This is a genomic window from Brevibacillus reuszeri (genome assembly GCF_001187725.1).
Lineage (GTDB): Bacteria > Bacillota > Bacilli > Brevibacillales > Brevibacillaceae > Brevibacillus > Brevibacillus reuszeri.
Window position 1 is genome coordinate 465,826 of the sequence record NZ_LGIQ01000007.1, and the last position, 16,193, is coordinate 482,018.

Below are 16,193 nucleotides of genomic sequence, written 5' to 3' on the forward strand. Positions count from 1 at the left end.
GCAAAGTCGGTTGGTTCTTTGCGATTTACGCTACTTTTGTGTCCATACACGATTTTTGTTCCGGGTAGCCGGGAACTTTTCGCCTTTGGAAAGCTCAATGATCATCGGGTCTTGGACACTGGCTCCAGACTCGCCAATTTCCATATATACCGCGTTTTTTGGAGATTTTTGACCTTCGTGAAAGCGACTGTGTTCTCCCATAAGGACTCCTCCTTCAAGCGTTATCATATCGGGCTTAGTATTTCGTAAGCAGACTAGCTTCATGCTGGAAAAACCGTGACATTCGCTCATTTTCCCATGAGAATAGACAAGTGCCCCGTGCCAATGAACCATCACCTACATACCTTGTAGATGTACCTATCATGAGGGGGTGAGATTCATGGGATGCGGATGCAGAAGATCTCATTGCACATGTCATGTTAAGAAGTGCTGTAAGAAGAAATATTATAAAAAACATTGCTGCTATAAGCCAGTTTATAGAATGGAATGCAAGAGCAGTCACGGAAAATGTGGCCACGGTCATGGTCACGGGCATTGTGAACACGGCCATGGTTTCGATGGTTACGGTTATGGATCCTCAATGGGTGGTTACGGTGGTTTCGGAGGTTCCTCTATGGGTGGAGGCAAATGGTAATAGCGAAAAGCGCCTTTCGAGGCGCTTTTTTCGTTTTTTTTGCAATTTTGCCGACATTACATCGTACATTAAAAATAAGCAGATCGTAGGAGGAATCCTTATGAGTAATCACTCTGGAAAAGAGGAGCGGATGTGGGCAATCATCGTACATTTGTCAGCCCTCATCGGACTTATCGTTCCACTGGGAAATGTGCTCGGTCCATTGATTGTTTGGTTGGTAAAACGGGAGGAAGGAGCTTTTTTTGACGCACATGGTAAGGAAGCCTTGAACTTTAATATTTCTGTTACGATTTATGCAGCCATTGCAAGTCTCTTGCTCGTCATTTTTATCGGCGCGCTCTTATTGATTGCTTTGTTCCTGTTTTGGGTTATTTTGGTCATCATGGCAGCAGTGAAAGCGAATGAGGGAAAAGAGTTTCAGTATCCATTGATTTTCAGGTTTATCAAATGAAAAGGAGCCTGAGAAAACCATTCCCATCCGGAATGGTTTCTTTTTGTTTGAATTTTCGTGCAAAAGAAGGAGGGAGCATACATGATCGCGAAATACGGTGGAAAGTGGGGTAAAGCGGTGAAAGGGGTGTCCTGGCATGCTTACGGGTGTTACGGTCGTCGATTTTTCGCGCCATCTTCCTGGACCGATTTGTACGATGAGGCTCGCTGATTTAGGAGCGGAGGTCATCGAGGTCGATACTTTTCTTGACTATGACCATGGCAGATCTGTCGATACCACGAACGGGGATCCCACTGGGCAAGGTGGATTTTTCTTGCGTTCGCATCGTAAGCACAAAAGCATCTCTTTAAATTTACGCACCGACGAAGGAAAAGCTCTCGCATTTGCCTTGGCTAGACAGGCTGACGTTGTTGTAGAAAGCTTTCGCCCAGGTGTTTTGCGGCATCTTGGTCTTGATTATGACAGCTTGTGGGCTGTTCATCCTGCCGTCATCTATTGCTCGGTTACTGGCTACGGACAGAGTGGCGAGCTCTTTCAGCTTGGGCAGCATGATCTGAATGTACAAGCTGTCAGTGGATTTCTATCCACAATCAGGGATGCAGCAGGAATACCTGTTATTACGGAAGCCCCGATTACTGATTACGCTCTTGGACTGTATGCCAGTGAACAAATCTGTGCTGCACTCGTACAACGCTTGCGAACTGGACGCGGTGCTTACCTTGACGTCGCATCTGCTGATCTGTTTTCCTCCTGGATGGGACTTCATGCGATCTTTTCTACGTATAGCGATAAGATGTGGAAGCGATCGAGTCGGCAGGGGAGGCTTGCTTATCAAGTATTTGAAACTTCCGATGGACACTATGTAGCACTTGCTGCACTAGAGGAGAAGTTTTGGCTCAATTTCTGCCGGGCAGTGGGTCGCGGAGACTGGGAGCAGTATCACCTGGGTACGATCAGCCAACTACCTGAAATGAATGAGGAAATGAAAGCCTTGTTCTTATCGCGGACCCAAGCGGAATGGAGTGAGCTGGGAAGTGAGGTTGACTGCTGTTTGACAGCGGTTGAAGAGCTGGAGAGGTGGGGAGACAGCCCTTATGTGACCAGTCGGGAGATTGCTTATACATTGCCTTTCGTGGAGCAAACGGAAGGAGCTTTGGAGAGGAAAAAGCCAGCTCTGGTGGATGGGGAGCGCAAAGCCCCTCCCTGGCTTGCGGATCATACACATGACCTGTTAAAACGAAAGCTGAATCTAACGGACACAAAGCTTCGTCGTTTGGTGAAGCTGGGAGTCATTCCTCCTGCGACTTCGAAAACGGGAAGATTATCCGTTGAGTAGGAATGAAATTTGTGATAAAGTATGTATATCAAGATCCTGCGATGTACGACAGGCCGTAAATGTTTCTAACCTTATACGTGTTTTTCGGGAGACGGAAATTCGCTGCAGATGTCAGGCCCACCTCCATATGGATGCATGGGAAGGCTGAGGCACGAGTGGGTCACCCACCTGTGTGAGCGCAGGTTATAGAAACATGAGGTCAACGGCAGAGCGGGGACTTGGCTGTATTCAATAAGAATTATGCTTTTTTAGCATGAGACAAAACCACCTGGAGCAATTCCAGGTGGTTTTTTGGTTGGAAAAATGTAGTGGAGAGACGCTTATGGACACTGGAGAGCAAGCTGGCTAGTTCTGATTGCCGGAACCGTAACCGTAACCTTGGCTTGGGTTTTGTCTCGTATCTTGTCCACCGTGCCCGTCTTGCTGATCGCCCTGGTTGACGATCGTCAGGGACTGCTCCAAAGACTGAGAATCTTTGGCGTCTTGAATGATTTGGTACATTTGAAGGAAATTCGCTTTCTGTCCTTCTGGTATACCTTTGATGCGGACTGTCATTTCCTGAGGGCCGCTCTGTTGTCCCCCTTGCCCGCTTTGTCCCTCTTGACTGCCTTGATTGCTGCCCTCATTGGAGCTAGGCTGTTCATCCAGGAAGCTGAGGAACATGGAGTCGCTGTCCCCAGAATCTTGCCCGCCGCCGTGATCCTGGCCGTAACTTTGACTTTGCCCACCGCTGCTTCCTTGGTGCCCTTGCCCGCTTTGTCCACCACCCTGCTGTTGGTCGAACAACACGCTAAATTCATTTAGATCGGTCTGGATGATGCCGATGACGTTCATCCTGATCCCCCTTCCGAAAATAGAAAATTGATCATTAGCCTGGATGCTTGGAGTGATGTACTCCGCGATGCTGCAGGTAACTGTGGTAAAAGTATTCGACCACTGTGATGACGAACGCCGTCAACAACACGCCAGATAATGCATAGGACTGTGCAAAGGCATAGCAGCTTGCCCAAAAAAATGCAAACACGAACAAGAAATCAGCTGTGCTAGCAAATGTATTGTTCGTACGCGGCAGGATGAAGGCATCAATCAATGCGTAAGCGAGCAAGCTGCCAATGATGCTGGCAGTCAAGGCAAACGCAAGAGACGTTCCAGACCACAAAAGCCCAGGAACCGCGATGATTCCATTCAATAAGAGCTTCAGTAAGATGTTCAAGGAACGGACACCCCCTTTCATGCTCTTAGTATGAACTTAGGTAGTTTCGCTATGCGTGGACGGTCTATTCAATTTCAATTGACGAATCACATTTTCCTCAGGGGTTACATATAGCGTACGCTGCTGCTCGTAAATCACATAGCCAGGTTTGGCACCGCTTGGTTTTTTTACGTGCTTGATCAGTGTATAGTCTACAGGTATCTGGCTGCCTTGCTTGGCGCGGCTGAAATAAGCAGCAAGAGTAGCTGCCTCGAGCAATGTCCCATCAGAAAATTCTCTTGCCCGAATAACGACGTGTGATCCCGGAATATCCTTGGTATGAAGCCACGTATCATAAGCAGCAGCAAGCTTGTTGGTGAGATACTCGTTTTGCTTATTGTTTTTTCCGACGAGAATCTCAGTGCCATCTGTTGAATAGTAGATCTCCAGCTCTGGCTTGGTCTCTTTTTTCTTGCGAGGTCCACGCTTTTTACGGTCACGTACATAGCCTTGTTCCACGAGCTCTTCGCGAATTTCTTCTGCTTCCTTTAGAGTAGCGTGAGCGAGCTGCACCAATAAACCATCCAAATACATGATCTCCATTTTTGCCTGCTCGATCTGCTCTCCGACGACTTGCAGACTGTTTTTGGCTTTGTTGTACCGCTTGTAGTACGACTGCAGGTTTTCTGATGGTGTTTTTAGCGGATCAAGCGGAATGGTTACGGAACCGCCAGCTTCGTCATACCAATTGACGGTCACCAGCTCCCTGTCGCCGCGCTTCATCTGGTGCATATTCGCTGTCATCAGTTCTCCATACAGACGGAATAAATCAGCTTCCTGGGCGTATTGAAGCGTCAGCTCCAGCTTTTCAATTTTTTTCTCATTTTTATTGCGTTCACCGGTGACAAAGCGGATTAAATCATGTGCGCGTTGTTTGACTGTATCACGCAAAGCTTTTCCTTCGTAATACGCTTGAAGAAGTGCTTGTGTGGTTGGAAAAGGCGTGCTGGACTCTGCTTGCAGATGAGTCAGCTCCACGACATGAAAGTAAGCCTTGTCCTTTGTCTCCACCATGTTAGGCACGTATGCATGCTGGCTGAAATCATCCATGACGCTTGAAAAGGCTGACCACAGTGTCTCGCGATTGGCCAGCCCAGCTCGGAAGACGATCTCTTTAGCCAGAAGAGGGCTGATCCCGGTATAGGCATCAACGATTTGCTTGTCCAGTCGACCACTGTTCCAGTCGATGGTAGAAATGAACTGCTGCTGCGTAGCCGCAAGTGGATCATGCTTGTCTTGACTAGGAGGAGAGATGTACGAACGTCCAGGTGTAACTTGCCGATACTGGCTAATAGCCAGAGTTACGTGCATGGCACTATCCAGAATCATTCCTGTCCCAGGGTCGATTAAAATGATGTTGCTGTGCTTGCCCATAATCTCCATGATGATCCGTCTGACTGCCGTGTCACCTAATTCATCACGTGTGCGCACATCGATATGGATGATTCTTTCCATGCCCACCTGCGAAATCGATTCAATCATTCCACCTTCACAATGCTTGCGAAGCAGCATGCAAAACATCGGAGCTTCCAAAGGGTTGGAGAATTCCTCTGTTGTGATGTGGAGACGCGGGTAGGTAGGATTGGCGGAGAGCAGTAATTTCACTGTTTCTCCTTGTGTTCTTACTTGCATGACAATATCACTGTGGTGGGGTTGATGGATTTTGGAAATACGTCCGCCCACCAGCTTATGTAACTCCCGAGCCACAGCACGGGTTACTACGCCATCAAAAGCCACAAATAGTCACCTCAATCTAAAGAAGAATACTTCAAAAACCGAACGGAAAATCGGAATCGTTGCCAGTCACAGTGTAGCACAAAGCATAAGCAGGAGGAATCTTGTTGTCCGCATGCTGCTTCGGTTGACACTGCCAAGACTTGTCTCCTATAATTAATTAACGATTTTACGCCTGTGGAAGTGAAAACTTGTGATACGAAGCATGACAGGTTATGGAAGAATGGATGAAGTCAAAGGCTCTACCCGATTGACTGTCGAGATCAGGGCGGTTAATCATCGGTTTTCTGAGATCTTAGTTCGCCTCCCAAAAGCTTGGAGTATGCTGGAGGACCCCGTACGCAAGCTGGTCTCTCAGTTTGTCAGGCGTGGTCGTCTCGAAGTAACCATTTCAATGGAAACGATCCAAGTGACTTCAGCTGCCTCCATAAACTGGGCTGTGGCTGAACAGTTTGTTTCGCTGACCCGTGAAATCGACCAGCGTTTTTCGCTGGAGACAGTCCTGACAGCAAGGGACGTGTTGCTCTTCCCAGGAGTGCTACATACCAAGGAAATAGAAGAAGCAAATGGCGATGAAATAGTCGAGTGGCTGCTTTCCCAAGTTGAAGAGGCAGCACAAGATCTGCTCACCATGAAAATGGCAGAGGGAAAACAGCTATACGCCGACCTCATGCGAAGACTTTCTCAAGTAAGCGCGTGGATAGGGGAGATACAACAGCTTGCCCCATTGAGCGTGGAGGAGTACCACAGCCGTCTTCATCAACGGCTGAGTGACTGGGCCAGCCAGGCTCCATTCGAATTGGACATGGGACGTGTGGCACAAGAGGTGGCATTTTTCGCTGACAAAAGTGACATCAGCGAGGAAATCACCCGATTGAAAAGCCACTGCCACCAATTTGTGGAGCAGCTTGAAAAAGAGGAAGCAGTCGGGCGGAAGCTGGACTTTTTGCTGCAGGAAATGAATCGGGAAGCAAATACAATCGCATCCAAGGCGAATCATTTGCGCATCCAGCATCTGGCGGTTGAGATCAAGAGTGAGCTGGAGAAGATGAAAGAGCAAGTACAGAACGTTGAGTAGGATGAAAGGATGGGCTGGGCCGTCATGGCAATCAAGCTAATCAATATCGGATTTGGCAATATTGTAAATGCCAATCGCATTATTTCTATTGTAAGTCCGGAGTCAGCTCCTATCAAACGGATTATTCAGGAAGCGCGTGACCGTAACATGCTCGTTGACGCAACCTACGGGAGACGGACACGGGCCGTGATTATTACAGATAGCGATCACGTCATTTTGTCAGCTGTACAACCGGAAACGGTCGCACAGCGTCTCACAACGAAGGATGACGAATCGGACGAATAAAGTAGGAGTGTAAATAATGAGCATGGTTGATCGTGGTCTCCTTTTAATTCTTTCCGGACCGGCAGGGGTGGGGAAGGGAACAGTATGCAAGGCGCTACGGGAAAAGCTCCCTGATCTTGTCTACTCGGTTTCTGCAACCACGCGTTCCCCGCGTCCAGGAGAAGTAGAGGGAGTCAACTACTTTTTTAAATCAAAAGAAGAGTTCCAACAAATGATTCAGCAGGATGCTCTTTTAGAGTGGGCTGAATATGTTGGGAATTTTTACGGTACCCCGCGCCAGTTTGTGGATGAAATGCTGGATGAGGGCAAAGATGTTATACTAGAGATCGAAGTTCAGGGAGCTTTGCAGGTAAAGGAAAGCTTTCCACAAGGAACGTTCTTGTTTCTTGCTCCTCCTGATCTTAACGAGCTGGAAAACAGAATTATTGGCCGTGGTACGGAAACGGAAGAGATTATCGCCAAGCGCATGGAAGTGGCGCGTGCCGAGATCGAGCTGATGGATCATTACGACTATGTCGTCGTGAATGATGTAATCGAAGCAGCATGTGACCGTATTCAGGCGATTATCACTGCGGAGCATTTGAAAAAAGAACGTCAGGTTCACAAGTATCGGAAATGGCTGAAGGAGGTTGAATAAATTATGTTGTACCCATCTATTGATGAGTTGACAGAAAAAGCGGAAAGCAAATACATCCTGGTGACAATCGCATCCAAGAGAGCAAGACAATTGCGTGAGAATAGCGAAATCCAGGTAGTGAGACCAAAATCCAAAAAGTTTGTAGGGCTTGCTCTTGAAGAGTTTATCTCCGATGAACTCGTGCATGAATTCCTAGACGGACGCAAATAAGGATTTCCACCCAAAAAACAACCTCCTGGCAGGTTGTTTTTTTCGGATATGGAGAGAGGAGATTTTTAGGATGCACTCGCTTGCTGGAAAACGAATTGTACTGGGTGTTTCTGGGGGGATTGCTGCGTACAAGGCAGCGGCGCTTACTAGCAAGCTGACCCAGGCTGGTGCTCTAGTGCACGTTATTTTGACCGAAAGTGCAATGCAATTTGTACAGCCGCTGACGTTCCAGGCTCTATCCCACTTGCCTGTGTATACGGATACCTTTACGGAGCCGGATCCTCATGTGATCAGTCATATTGAGCTGGCGGACAAGGCAGACCTGATCGTGGTTGCCCCGGCCACAGCTAATATTATTGGGAAAATGGCAAACGGAATTGCTGATGATATGCTGACAACAACGATCCTCGCGACAAAAGTGCCGGTAATGGTTGCGCCCGCTATGAACGTAAATATGTACGGGCATCCTGCTGTAGCTGCAAACATGGACAGGCTTACGGAATATGGCTATCAATTCGTCGAGCCAGGTGTAGGCCTTTTGGCATGTGGATGGATTGGCAAAGGTCGCCTGGCTGAACCAGAAGAGATTGTAGAAGCGGTTGCCGCGTTCTTTGAGAAAAAGTCAGCATCGCTAAAAGAGCAGGATTTGGCGGGCAAGCATGTGCTGGTCACAGCTGGTCCGACTCGCGAGAAAATCGATCCAATCCGCTATATTACAAACCATGCTTCAGGCAAGATGGGGTATGCGATTGCAGAAGCGGCACGTGATCGAGGGGCTATGGTGACATTAGTCAGTGGACCTACCACTTTGGAACAACCTGCCGGAGTCAAATTTGTTCCCGTAGAATCCGTACAGGAAATGTTTGATGCAGTCATGGAAAACCTGCCAGAGTCCGATATTGTGATTAAATCTGCGGCTGTTTCGGATTATCGTCCAAAGACAGTGCAGGAGCATAAAATGAAAAAGGGCGATGGACCGCTCGTTTTAGAGCTGGACAAAGCGCCTGATATTTTAAAAACAGTCGGGGAGCGCAAGACCAAACAATTTGTCGTCGGATTTGCTGCCGAGACTCAGGACGTGATCAAGCACGCACAGGCTAAAATCGAGCGAAAGAACCTGGATATGATCGTAGCCAACAACGTGCTGACAGAGGGTGCTGGAATGGGCAGTGATACGAACGTCGTTACCCTTTTGACCCGATTCGGGGAGCAATTGGCACTGGACAAACTGAGCAAGCGAGCTGTGGCCGAGAAAATTTTGGATGCCGTCTTGTTGAAGCTGTCACAACGTGCGCTCTCGGAGCTGTCATGATTGCCCAAGTCATCGTGGATGTGCCAGTTAATCGGACGAATCGGCCTTTTGACTATCGCGTTCCTGACTGGCTGACCCCGATTATAAACGTAGGTAGTCGAGTGATTGTTCCATTTGGTCCGCGCAAGCTCCAGGGTTACGTGGTCGGCATTCTCACGCAGTCTGCCGAAGCGCTGGAAAGCACGCGGATAAAAGATGTGGAGCAAGTATTGGATGATACACCGCCACTTACAGCTGAGCTTTTGAAAATGAGCGAGTGGATGTCAAAGCAGTACTTATGTCCGTGGGTCACAGCGGTCCAAGCGATGATTCCAGCGGTGCTCAAGGGCAAGTCGGAGAAATGGCTCACGGCAACTGATGCGTTAGACGAGGAGACATGCGGGAATTCAGGGCTGTTATGGGAGCTGAATCGAAAGCGCCATCTGCCTCTGGCTGAGGTAGAAAAGCAGTTCCCTGATGAGTACATGCTTGTTCCTGGCTGGATTCACAGCGGACTTCTGGCGACGGAATACCAGGTTACTGACCGAATTACACGCAAGCAGCAATCCTTTGTGAAATGCTTGCTGGAAAAAGAACAGCTGGCTGAGGCGATTGTTTCCTTGCCTGCACGAGCAGAACAAATGCGCCGTGTCCTTCTCCTTTTTGCGGAGCATGAAGGGCAAACCTTTTCTGTCCAAATGATGCGAGATGAGCACGGAATCAGCCGTTCTCCCCTGAAAAGCCTTGAGGCAAAAGGCTGGATCGCAATCGAGCAGGTCGAGGTATACCGTGACCCTTATGCAAACCGGCGATTCGCAGAAAAGCCGAAGCCGCAATTTACTCCCCTCCAGCAGGAGGTTCTAGCGCCGATTCTGCAATCTGTTCAATCCCAAAGCTATGCTTCATATTTATTGCATGGGGTAACGGGGAGCGGCAAGACCGAGGTATACCTGGAGGCGATCGAGCAAACCTTGGAAAAAGGACGCGAGGCGATTTTCCTTGTTCCAGAGATCTCGCTGACACCGCAAATGGTCGAGCGGTTCAAAGGCCGCTTTGGTGCAGATGTAGCTGTGCTGCACAGCGCTTTGTCGTCGGGCGAGAGATTCGATGAGTGGCGTAAAATCATTCGCAAGCAAGTAAAGGTCGTAGTCGGAGCGCGTTCGGCTATTTTTGCTCCTTTTCAAAATGTCGGTCTGATCGTTATCGATGAAGAGCATGAAAGCTCGTATAAACAGGAAGAAACCCCCCGGTATCACGCACGGGAAGTGGCTATCTGGCGGGCAAAGGAAAATGATGCCGTCCTCTTGATGGGAAGCGCTACTCCTGCTTTGGAAACGTATGCTCTGGCGACGCGGGGAAGATACACATTGCTGCAAATGCCTGACCGCGTAGGGAATCGCCCGATGCCTGAGGTGCATGTCGTGGATATGCGTGAGGAGCTGCAGGCACAGAATCGCTCGATGTTCAGCCGCAAGCTGCACGAAATGATTGAAGATCGCTTGCGAAAAGGGGAGCAGATGGTCATCTTTCTGAATCGGCGCGGTTTTTCCACGTTCGTAATGTGCCGCTCCTGTGGGTATACGATGCGCTGCATCCATTGCGACATTTCTCTCACGTACCATAAAACGAATCATACAGCTCGTTGCCATTATTGCGGGTATACGATTGCGCAGCCCGCCCATTGTCCGGAGTGTCAAAGCGAGCATATTCGCTTTTTTGGTACGGGAACACAAAAAGTCGAGGCAGAGCTGGCAAAGCTGTTCCCGGGGATTCGCGTCATTCGGATGGACGTAGATACAACCTCTCGCAAAGGCTCGCATGAAGAGCTGTTAAATAAATTTCGCGCTGGCCAAGGGGATGTGCTGCTTGGCACGCAAATGATTGCAAAAGGACTGGATTTTCCTCGCGTCACTCTGGCGGGGATTATTGCTGCCGATACGTCCTTGCATCTGCCTGATTTTCGCGCTGCGGAAAAAACCTTCCAGCTGCTGACGCAAGTGGGTGGACGTGCGGGACGTCATGAGCTGGAAGGAGACGTGGTGATCCAGACGTATACACCAGAGCACTACAGCATCATTCATGCGACCAGACATGACTACCCAGCCTTTTATCAGGATGAGATGCTGCAGCGCAGGCGCACGGGATATCCGCCTTATTTCCGATTGGTTTTGATTACATTTAGCCATGAGGATGTTCCGGTCGTCATCCGTGGTGCACATACGATGGCTGATTATTTGCGACCGCGAATGGCGCAGACAACAATCCTGCTCGGACCTGTTGCATCGCCTATTGCGCGGGTGAAGGATAGATTTCGTTTTCAGGTCATGCTAAAATATCGTGATGAACCGCATCTGGCAGAATTACTAGCACAGGCCACAGCGGCATTTGAAGAATGGAACAAACAGCAGAAGGTACTGATGACCATAGATGTTGATCCGTATGTACTGCTTTAGGGAGGATAAAAATCACATGGCTATTCGCACAATTGTTAAACATCCTGACGCTATTCTGAGGGAAAAAGCGATGGTTGTAACCAAATTCAACTCTAATCTGCACAAGCTGCTGGACGACATGGCAGATACGATGTACGACGCAGACGGAGTGGGGCTTGCTGCACCACAAGTAGGCATTTCCAAACGCGTTATTGTGATGGATTGCGGTGAGGGGCTTATCGAAATCGTTAATCCGGAAATCGTTGATCATAAAGGTGAGCAATTTGATTATCCAGAAGGCTGCTTGAGCATCCCGGGACTGCGAGGCGATGTACGTCGTCACAAGTGGATTAAACTTCGTGGACAAGATCGCTTCGGCAATGAGATTGAGCTGGAAGCGGATGATTTGCTTTCCCGTTGCTCCCAGCATGAGATTGATCACTTGAACGGCGTGTTGTTCATTGACGTTGCTGACAAAGTGTATCAGATCAGCCCGGATGAGGAAGGGGAATAATTCATTTGAAAGATACCCGTATATTGTTCATGGGGACACCTGACTTTGCGGTAGCAAGTCTGGATGCCCTGCTGGAAGCTGGATACAATGTGATCGGAGTCGTTACCCAACCTGATCGTCCGGTTGGACGCAAGCAAGTGTTGACGCCGCCCCCCGTCAAGGAGGCGGCTTTGCGTCATGGCTTGCCTGTACTGCAGCCAGAAAAAATTAAAGTGGAAGAAGCCCTGGAAGAAGTGCTGGCACTGTCACCTGACCTGATTGTGACAGCAGCGTATGGGCAAATTCTGCCTAAACGCTTGTTGGATGCACCGAAGCATGGCTGCATCAATGTTCATGCTTCCTTACTTCCGAAATACCGGGGAGGGGCACCTATCCATAAGTCAATCGTAGAAGGCGAAAAAGAATCTGGTGTTACCATCATGTATATGGTGGAAGCTCTTGATGCGGGGGACATGCTGTCCAAGGTCGTCGTTCCGGTAGAAGAACGGGATACGGTAGGCTTATTGCATGACAAGCTGGCAGCAGCAGGCTCAGCGCTCTTGATGGAGACGATTCCACAGCTCTTGACAGGTACGATTGAGGCACAACCGCAGAACCACGATGAAGCTACATTTGCTCCCAATATCAAGCGCACAGATGAGCGCATTGACTGGACGCGCACAGCGGAGCAAATTTATAACCAGGTCCGTGGCTTGAATCCTTGGCCGGTTGCTTTTACGACTCATGAGGGCAAGGTCTGGAAAGTATGGTGGGTGGAAAAGCTAGTAGAAGCAGTTACAGGAAATGAGCCGGGAACGATTGTCGCACGAGAAGAGGATGGCTTGGTCGTAGCGTGCGGCGAGGGTGCGGTAAAAATGACGGAATTGCAGCCAGAAGGAAAAAAACGAATGAGTGCTCTCGACTTTTTGCGTGGAGCGGGCGCAAGCATTGAAATAGGCACGAAGGTAGGAGAATAGTCCGTGGCAAAAAAGGGAGCACGAGATATCGCCCTGGATGTCTTGAACAGGGTAGAAGAACAGAAATCTTACAGCAATCTTGAGTTGCGGAATGTTCTGGACCGCACAGAGCTGAACGCTTCTGATGTTGGGCTTGTGACAGAGCTGGTGTACGGCACGATCCAGCGCAAATTGACACTGGATCATGTGTTGTCCCATTTTGTTGGAGGGAAAAAGGTACAGACTTGGGTGCGCAATCTTTTGCGTCTGAGTCTGTATCAGATTCGCTTTTTGGATCGGATTCCCGAGCGTGCAGCAGTACATGAAGCGGTTGAGATTGCTAAAAAACGGGGGCACCAAGGCGTTGCGTCCATGGTCAACGGTGTTCTGCGCAATGTGCTGCGTCAGCCTGATGTATGGGAACGCATACCTGAAGGCGACACTGCCAAGCGTATCGCTGTCGCCTATTCCCATCCGGAATGGCTGGTGCGCCAGTGGATCAAGGAGTATGGAGAAGAGACGACAAAAGCGATCTGTGAAGCGAACAATCGCACTCCACACAGCTCGATTCGGGTTAATCCGCTCAAAGCCAAAAAGAACGAGCTTTTGCAGCAGCTTACAGAAGCAGTCGGAGCTGTGCACGAGTCTGCACTAAGTCAGGATGGACTGCTCATCGAAGGTGGACATGCAGCCGGCACACGCTGGTTCAAAGAAGGCTTCTACACTATTCAGGATGAGAGCTCCATGCTCGTAGCGCCCGCTCTCGCACCTAAACCGGGTATGCGGGTGTTGGATGCTTGCGCGGCTCCTGGTGGGAAAACAACTCATTTGGCAGAGCTGATGGGGGATCAGGGGCAAATTATTGCCAGCGATGTTCATCCTCACAAGCGTGATTTGATTGCAAATGCAGCGAAAAGACTGGGAATCTCGATCATCGAGCCGATTGTCAGTGATGCGCTTGATTTACCTGACAAAGGACTGGGTACATTCGACCGGATTTTGCTGGATGCGCCATGCTCTGGCTTAGGCGTGATTCGGCGCAAGCCAGATCTGAAATGGAACAAGACACCCGAGGATGTACGAGCCATCGCCCAGCTGCAATATGAGTTATTGAAGACGCTGTCCACGATGCTTGCTCCAGGGGGTATGCTGGTTTACAGTACATGCACCATTGAGCCGAAGGAAAACCAGGACATCGTCCGTCGCTTTGTTGCAGAGCATCCGGAATTTATGCTAGATAATACGCTTCGGGATGATCTACCACAGGCAGTAAGTGATAAGGTGGATGAAACGGGAGCGTATATCCAAATTCTTCCTCATGATTTTGACAGTGATGGCTTCTTTATTGCGCGTCTAAAGCGGAGATAATAAGGCGAGAGGGGTGGCGCATCAGCTAGTTTGGGTGCCACTCCTTTCTATTGTTTGCAGGCCCGCGGATTTGTTTACACTAGGAAAAGCGACGCATTTGGGTGACTGGATATCAAAATGGTTTGAAGCGAGACGCTAGTAGAGGTACAATGATAGAATGACAATTTAAGCAATGATTTTGAGGATGTGAAAAAACAGCAATGCCGATGACAACATTTACGAGCGCAAAGCCGCTTATTTACAGTTTAACGCAAGACGAAATGAAAGCATGGCTCGTTGAAATAGGAGATAAAGCATTTCGGGCGCAGCAAATTTTTGACTGGCTCTATGTAAAGCGTGTGGCTTCTTTTGATGAGATGAGCAATCTGTCCAAGGATTTGCGTCAAAAGCTTGCCGATGCTTTCCGCATGGACCCTTTAAAAGAAATCACACACCAGGAATCTCAGGATGGCACTATCAAATTCCTGTTCCAGCTGGTAGATGGGCATGCCATTGAAACGGTGATCATGCGTCATAACTACGGAAACAGTATCTGTGTGACGACGCAGGTTGGCTGCCGTATCGGCTGCACGTTCTGTGCTTCTACGCTCGGTGGGCTGAAACGGAATCTGGATGCAGGTGAAATTGTATCCCAAGTGTTGATGGCCCAGCGCAGACTGGATGCGGATGGTGAGCGTGTCAGCCACGTCGTTGTCATGGGGATTGGGGAGCCGTTTGAGAACTTTGAGAGCCTGATGGCCTTCCTGTCTGTCATCAATGACAACCGGGGACTGAATATTGGTGCACGCCATATTACCGTTTCCACTAGTGGTATTGTGCCAAAAATTTACGAGTTTGCCGACAGGGGCGGACAAGTGAATTTGGCTATTTCGCTCCATGCACCAAACACGGAGCTGCGCAGCTCTCTGATGCCAATCAACCGCGGCTTTCCGCTTGACAAGCTGATGGAGGCTTGCCACCATTACATTAACAAGACAGGGCGTCGAATCAGCTTTGAGTATGGCCTGTTCGGCGGCAAAAATGATCAGCCTGAGCACGCAGAAGAGCTGGCTCGCCTCATTGGCGACATGCTGTGCCACGTCAATCTGATTCCGGTGAACTACGTGCCGGAACGCGATTATGTACGTACACCGCGCGATGAGATTTTTCAGTTTAAACGCATTTTGGAGGATAAGGGAATCAATGTGACCATCAGACGCGAGCAAGGCAGCGATATTGCAGCTGCTTGCGGACAGCTGAGGGCACAACACGCTAAAGAAACCGTGGGGTGAAGCCATGGATATCGCGATGAAATCCCATGTTGGTCGTGTCCGTCAGGTTAACGAAGATTATTATGCTTGTGTGGAAGACCTGAACGGACGGGTACTGGCAGTAGTAGCAGATGGTATGGGCGGTCATCAGGCGGGTGATATCGCCAGCAGGCTCGCTGTTGAGAGAATAGTAAAAGAACTGCGCCACTTGGAAAAGGATGTGGACGGAGAGGACGCGCGGGAACAATTGATGAACGCCGTTCTTCACGCCAACAAGGAAGTCTATGAGTATGCGGAGGAGCACCCTGAATGTAGTGGCATGGGGACGACAGTTGTTGCCGCCCTGCTTGGCCCTACGTCGGTCATTACCGCGCATATTGGCGACAGTCGTTTGTATCACTTCAGCCAGGATGGACTTGTTATGAAAACAGAAGATCACTCCCTTGTGAACGAGCTGTTAAAAAATGGGCAAATTACGCCGGAAGAAGCATCGGTTCACCCGCATCGCAATGTGATCATGCGATCTTTGGGAACAGAACCTGATGTTTTGATTGATCTGGGCCAGTTTGCGTGGTCAGAAGGCGATGTTGTCCTGATTTGCTCAGACGGACTCAGCAATAAGGTGAACAGCAGTTCCCTGGAAGAGTGGTTGAATAGAATGGTATCGTTGCAAACAAAGGTGGACGGACTTGTAGAAGAGGCACTGACAGCTGGTGGAGAAGATAACATCACACTGGTAGCCGTCCGAAATACACCTGATACCAGTCAGAAAGAGGGGTGAGAGAG

General features: G+C 49.3%; 17 protein-coding genes and 1 other RNA gene. 14 read left to right on the plus strand and 4 right to left on the minus strand.

Going from position 1 to position 16,193, the window contains the following annotated elements; all coding sequences use genetic code 11:
- Window positions 1-30: 30 nt before the first annotated feature.
- Window positions 31-201 carry a YjzC family protein gene (locus ADS79_RS34330; protein ID WP_084765826.1) on the minus strand — a complete coding sequence of 57 codons (171 nt, stop codon included), beginning with the start codon at window positions 199-201 and terminating at the stop codon, window positions 31-33.
- A 533-nt stretch (window positions 202-734) separates the two neighbouring features.
- Here ADS79_RS34330 and ADS79_RS11940 point away from each other — a divergent pair.
- The 3 genes from ADS79_RS11940 to ssrS all read left to right on the plus strand — a co-directional run bounded on the left by ADS79_RS11940 (window position 735) and on the right by ssrS (window position 2,642).
- Window positions 735-1,085, plus strand: a complete 351-nt coding sequence (locus ADS79_RS11940) for a DUF4870 domain-containing protein (protein WP_049739069.1) — start codon at window positions 735-737, stop codon at window positions 1,083-1,085.
- Between the two features lie 136 nt (window positions 1,086-1,221).
- Entirely contained in the window at window positions 1,222-2,421 is a 1,200-nt protein-coding gene (locus ADS79_RS11945; protein WP_049738623.1) for a CaiB/BaiF CoA transferase family protein, read from the plus strand.
- A gap of 30 nt (window positions 2,422-2,451) precedes the next feature.
- Window positions 2,452-2,642: non-coding RNA, 6S RNA (gene ssrS, locus ADS79_RS34335), on the plus strand.
- Between the two features lie 124 nt (window positions 2,643-2,766).
- On the opposite strand, the gene ADS79_RS11950 is transcribed toward ssrS, so the two are convergent.
- Genes ADS79_RS11950 through ADS79_RS11960 form a run of 3 tightly spaced genes read right to left on the minus strand, consistent with a single transcriptional unit; the run spans window position 2,767 to window position 5,410 of the window.
- Window positions 2,767-3,255 (minus strand): hypothetical protein, encoded by a 489-nt coding sequence (locus ADS79_RS11950; RefSeq protein ID WP_049738624.1) that lies wholly within the window; start codon window positions 3,253-3,255, stop codon window positions 2,767-2,769.
- A 34-nt stretch (window positions 3,256-3,289) separates the two neighbouring features.
- The gene (locus tag ADS79_RS11955) at window positions 3,290-3,634 is read right to left on the minus strand and encodes a DUF2512 family protein (protein WP_049738625.1); all 345 of its coding nucleotides are present in this window, start codon (window positions 3,632-3,634) and stop codon (window positions 3,290-3,292) included.
- Between the two features lie 36 nt (window positions 3,635-3,670).
- The gene (locus ADS79_RS11960) at window positions 3,671-5,410 is read right to left on the minus strand and encodes an Rqc2 family fibronectin-binding protein (RefSeq protein ID WP_049738626.1); all 1,740 of its coding nucleotides are present in this window, start codon (window positions 5,408-5,410) and stop codon (window positions 3,671-3,673) included.
- A 190-nt stretch (window positions 5,411-5,600) separates the two neighbouring features.
- Here ADS79_RS11960 and ADS79_RS11965 point away from each other — a divergent pair, with 190 nt between their 5' ends.
- The 11 genes from ADS79_RS11965 to ADS79_RS12015 all read left to right on the plus strand — a co-directional run bounded on the left by ADS79_RS11965 (window position 5,601) and on the right by ADS79_RS12015 (window position 16,188).
- Window positions 5,601-6,485, plus strand: a complete 885-nt coding sequence (locus ADS79_RS11965; RefSeq protein ID WP_049738627.1) for a YicC/YloC family endoribonuclease — start codon at window positions 5,601-5,603, stop codon at window positions 6,483-6,485.
- A gap of 24 nt (window positions 6,486-6,509) precedes the next feature.
- Window positions 6,510-6,770, plus strand: coding sequence for an extracellular matrix/biofilm regulator RemA (gene remA / locus ADS79_RS11970; RefSeq protein ID WP_015891999.1), 261 nt, complete (start codon window positions 6,510-6,512; stop codon window positions 6,768-6,770).
- Between the two features lie 16 nt (window positions 6,771-6,786).
- Window positions 6,787-7,407 carry a guanylate kinase gene (gene gmk, locus ADS79_RS11975; RefSeq protein ID WP_049738628.1) on the plus strand — a complete coding sequence of 207 codons (621 nt, stop codon included), beginning with the start codon at window positions 6,787-6,789 and terminating at the stop codon, window positions 7,405-7,407.
- A 3-nt stretch (window positions 7,408-7,410) separates the two neighbouring features.
- Window positions 7,411-7,617, plus strand: a complete 207-nt coding sequence (rpoZ, locus tag ADS79_RS11980) for a DNA-directed RNA polymerase subunit omega (RefSeq protein ID WP_049738629.1) — start codon at window positions 7,411-7,413, stop codon at window positions 7,615-7,617.
- Window positions 7,618-7,687: 70 nt separating this feature from the next.
- Window positions 7,688-8,929 carry a bifunctional phosphopantothenoylcysteine decarboxylase/phosphopantothenate--cysteine ligase CoaBC gene (gene coaBC, locus ADS79_RS11985; protein ID WP_049738630.1) on the plus strand — a complete coding sequence of 414 codons (1,242 nt, stop codon included), beginning with the start codon at window positions 7,688-7,690 and terminating at the stop codon, window positions 8,927-8,929.
- Complete coding sequence (gene priA, locus ADS79_RS11990; protein ID WP_049738631.1) at window positions 8,926-11,361, plus strand: primosomal protein N'; 2,436 nt, start codon at window positions 8,926-8,928, stop codon at window positions 11,359-11,361. The genes coaBC and priA overlap by 4 nt, the downstream gene beginning before the upstream one ends.
- A gap of 16 nt (window positions 11,362-11,377) precedes the next feature.
- Window positions 11,378-11,854, plus strand: a complete 477-nt coding sequence (gene def / locus ADS79_RS11995; RefSeq protein ID WP_049738632.1) for a peptide deformylase — start codon at window positions 11,378-11,380, stop codon at window positions 11,852-11,854.
- A gap of 5 nt (window positions 11,855-11,859) precedes the next feature.
- Window positions 11,860-12,810 (plus strand): methionyl-tRNA formyltransferase, encoded by a 951-nt coding sequence (fmt, locus tag ADS79_RS12000; RefSeq protein WP_049738633.1) that lies wholly within the window; start codon window positions 11,860-11,862, stop codon window positions 12,808-12,810.
- Window positions 12,811-12,813: 3 nt separating this feature from the next.
- Window positions 12,814-14,157, plus strand: a complete 1,344-nt coding sequence (gene rsmB / locus ADS79_RS12005; RefSeq protein ID WP_049738634.1) for a 16S rRNA (cytosine(967)-C(5))-methyltransferase RsmB — start codon at window positions 12,814-12,816, stop codon at window positions 14,155-14,157.
- A 200-nt stretch (window positions 14,158-14,357) separates the two neighbouring features.
- Window positions 14,358-15,428, plus strand: a complete 1,071-nt coding sequence (gene rlmN / locus ADS79_RS12010; protein WP_049738635.1) for a dual-specificity RNA methyltransferase RlmN — start codon at window positions 14,358-14,360, stop codon at window positions 15,426-15,428.
- Window positions 15,429-15,432: 4 nt separating this feature from the next.
- Window positions 15,433-16,188, plus strand: coding sequence for a Stp1/IreP family PP2C-type Ser/Thr phosphatase (locus ADS79_RS12015; protein ID WP_049738636.1), 756 nt, complete (start codon window positions 15,433-15,435; stop codon window positions 16,186-16,188).
- The last annotated feature ends 5 nt before the right edge of the window (window positions 16,189-16,193 follow it).

Coding starts and splice junctions, on each gene's coding strand:
- coaBC (WP_049738630.1), top strand. CDS start 7,688: ATGCACTCGCTTGCTGGAAAACGAATTGTACTGGGTGTTTCTGGGGGG.
- rlmN (WP_049738635.1), top strand. CDS start 14,358: ATGCCGATGACAACATTTACGAGCGCAAAGCCGCTTATTTACAGTTTA.
- ADS79_RS12015 (WP_049738636.1), top strand. CDS start 15,433: ATGGATATCGCGATGAAATCCCATGTTGGTCGTGTCCGTCAGGTTAAC.
- rpoZ (WP_049738629.1), top strand. CDS start 7,411: ATGTTGTACCCATCTATTGATGAGTTGACAGAAAAAGCGGAAAGCAAA.
- remA (WP_015891999.1), top strand. CDS start 6,510: ATGGCAATCAAGCTAATCAATATCGGATTTGGCAATATTGTAAATGCC.
- priA (WP_049738631.1), top strand. CDS start 8,926: ATGATTGCCCAAGTCATCGTGGATGTGCCAGTTAATCGGACGAATCGG.
- gmk (WP_049738628.1), top strand. CDS start 6,787: ATGAGCATGGTTGATCGTGGTCTCCTTTTAATTCTTTCCGGACCGGCA.
- ADS79_RS11940 (WP_049739069.1), top strand. CDS start 735: ATGAGTAATCACTCTGGAAAAGAGGAGCGGATGTGGGCAATCATCGTA.
- ADS79_RS34330 (WP_084765826.1), bottom strand. CDS start 201: ATGGGAGAACACAGTCGCTTTCACGAAGGTCAAAAATCTCCAAAAAAC.
- ADS79_RS11950 (WP_049738624.1), bottom strand. CDS start 3,255: ATGAACGTCATCGGCATCATCCAGACCGATCTAAATGAATTTAGCGTG.
- def (WP_049738632.1), top strand. CDS start 11,378: ATGGCTATTCGCACAATTGTTAAACATCCTGACGCTATTCTGAGGGAA.
- ADS79_RS11945 (WP_049738623.1), top strand. CDS start 1,222: ATGCTTACGGGTGTTACGGTCGTCGATTTTTCGCGCCATCTTCCTGGA.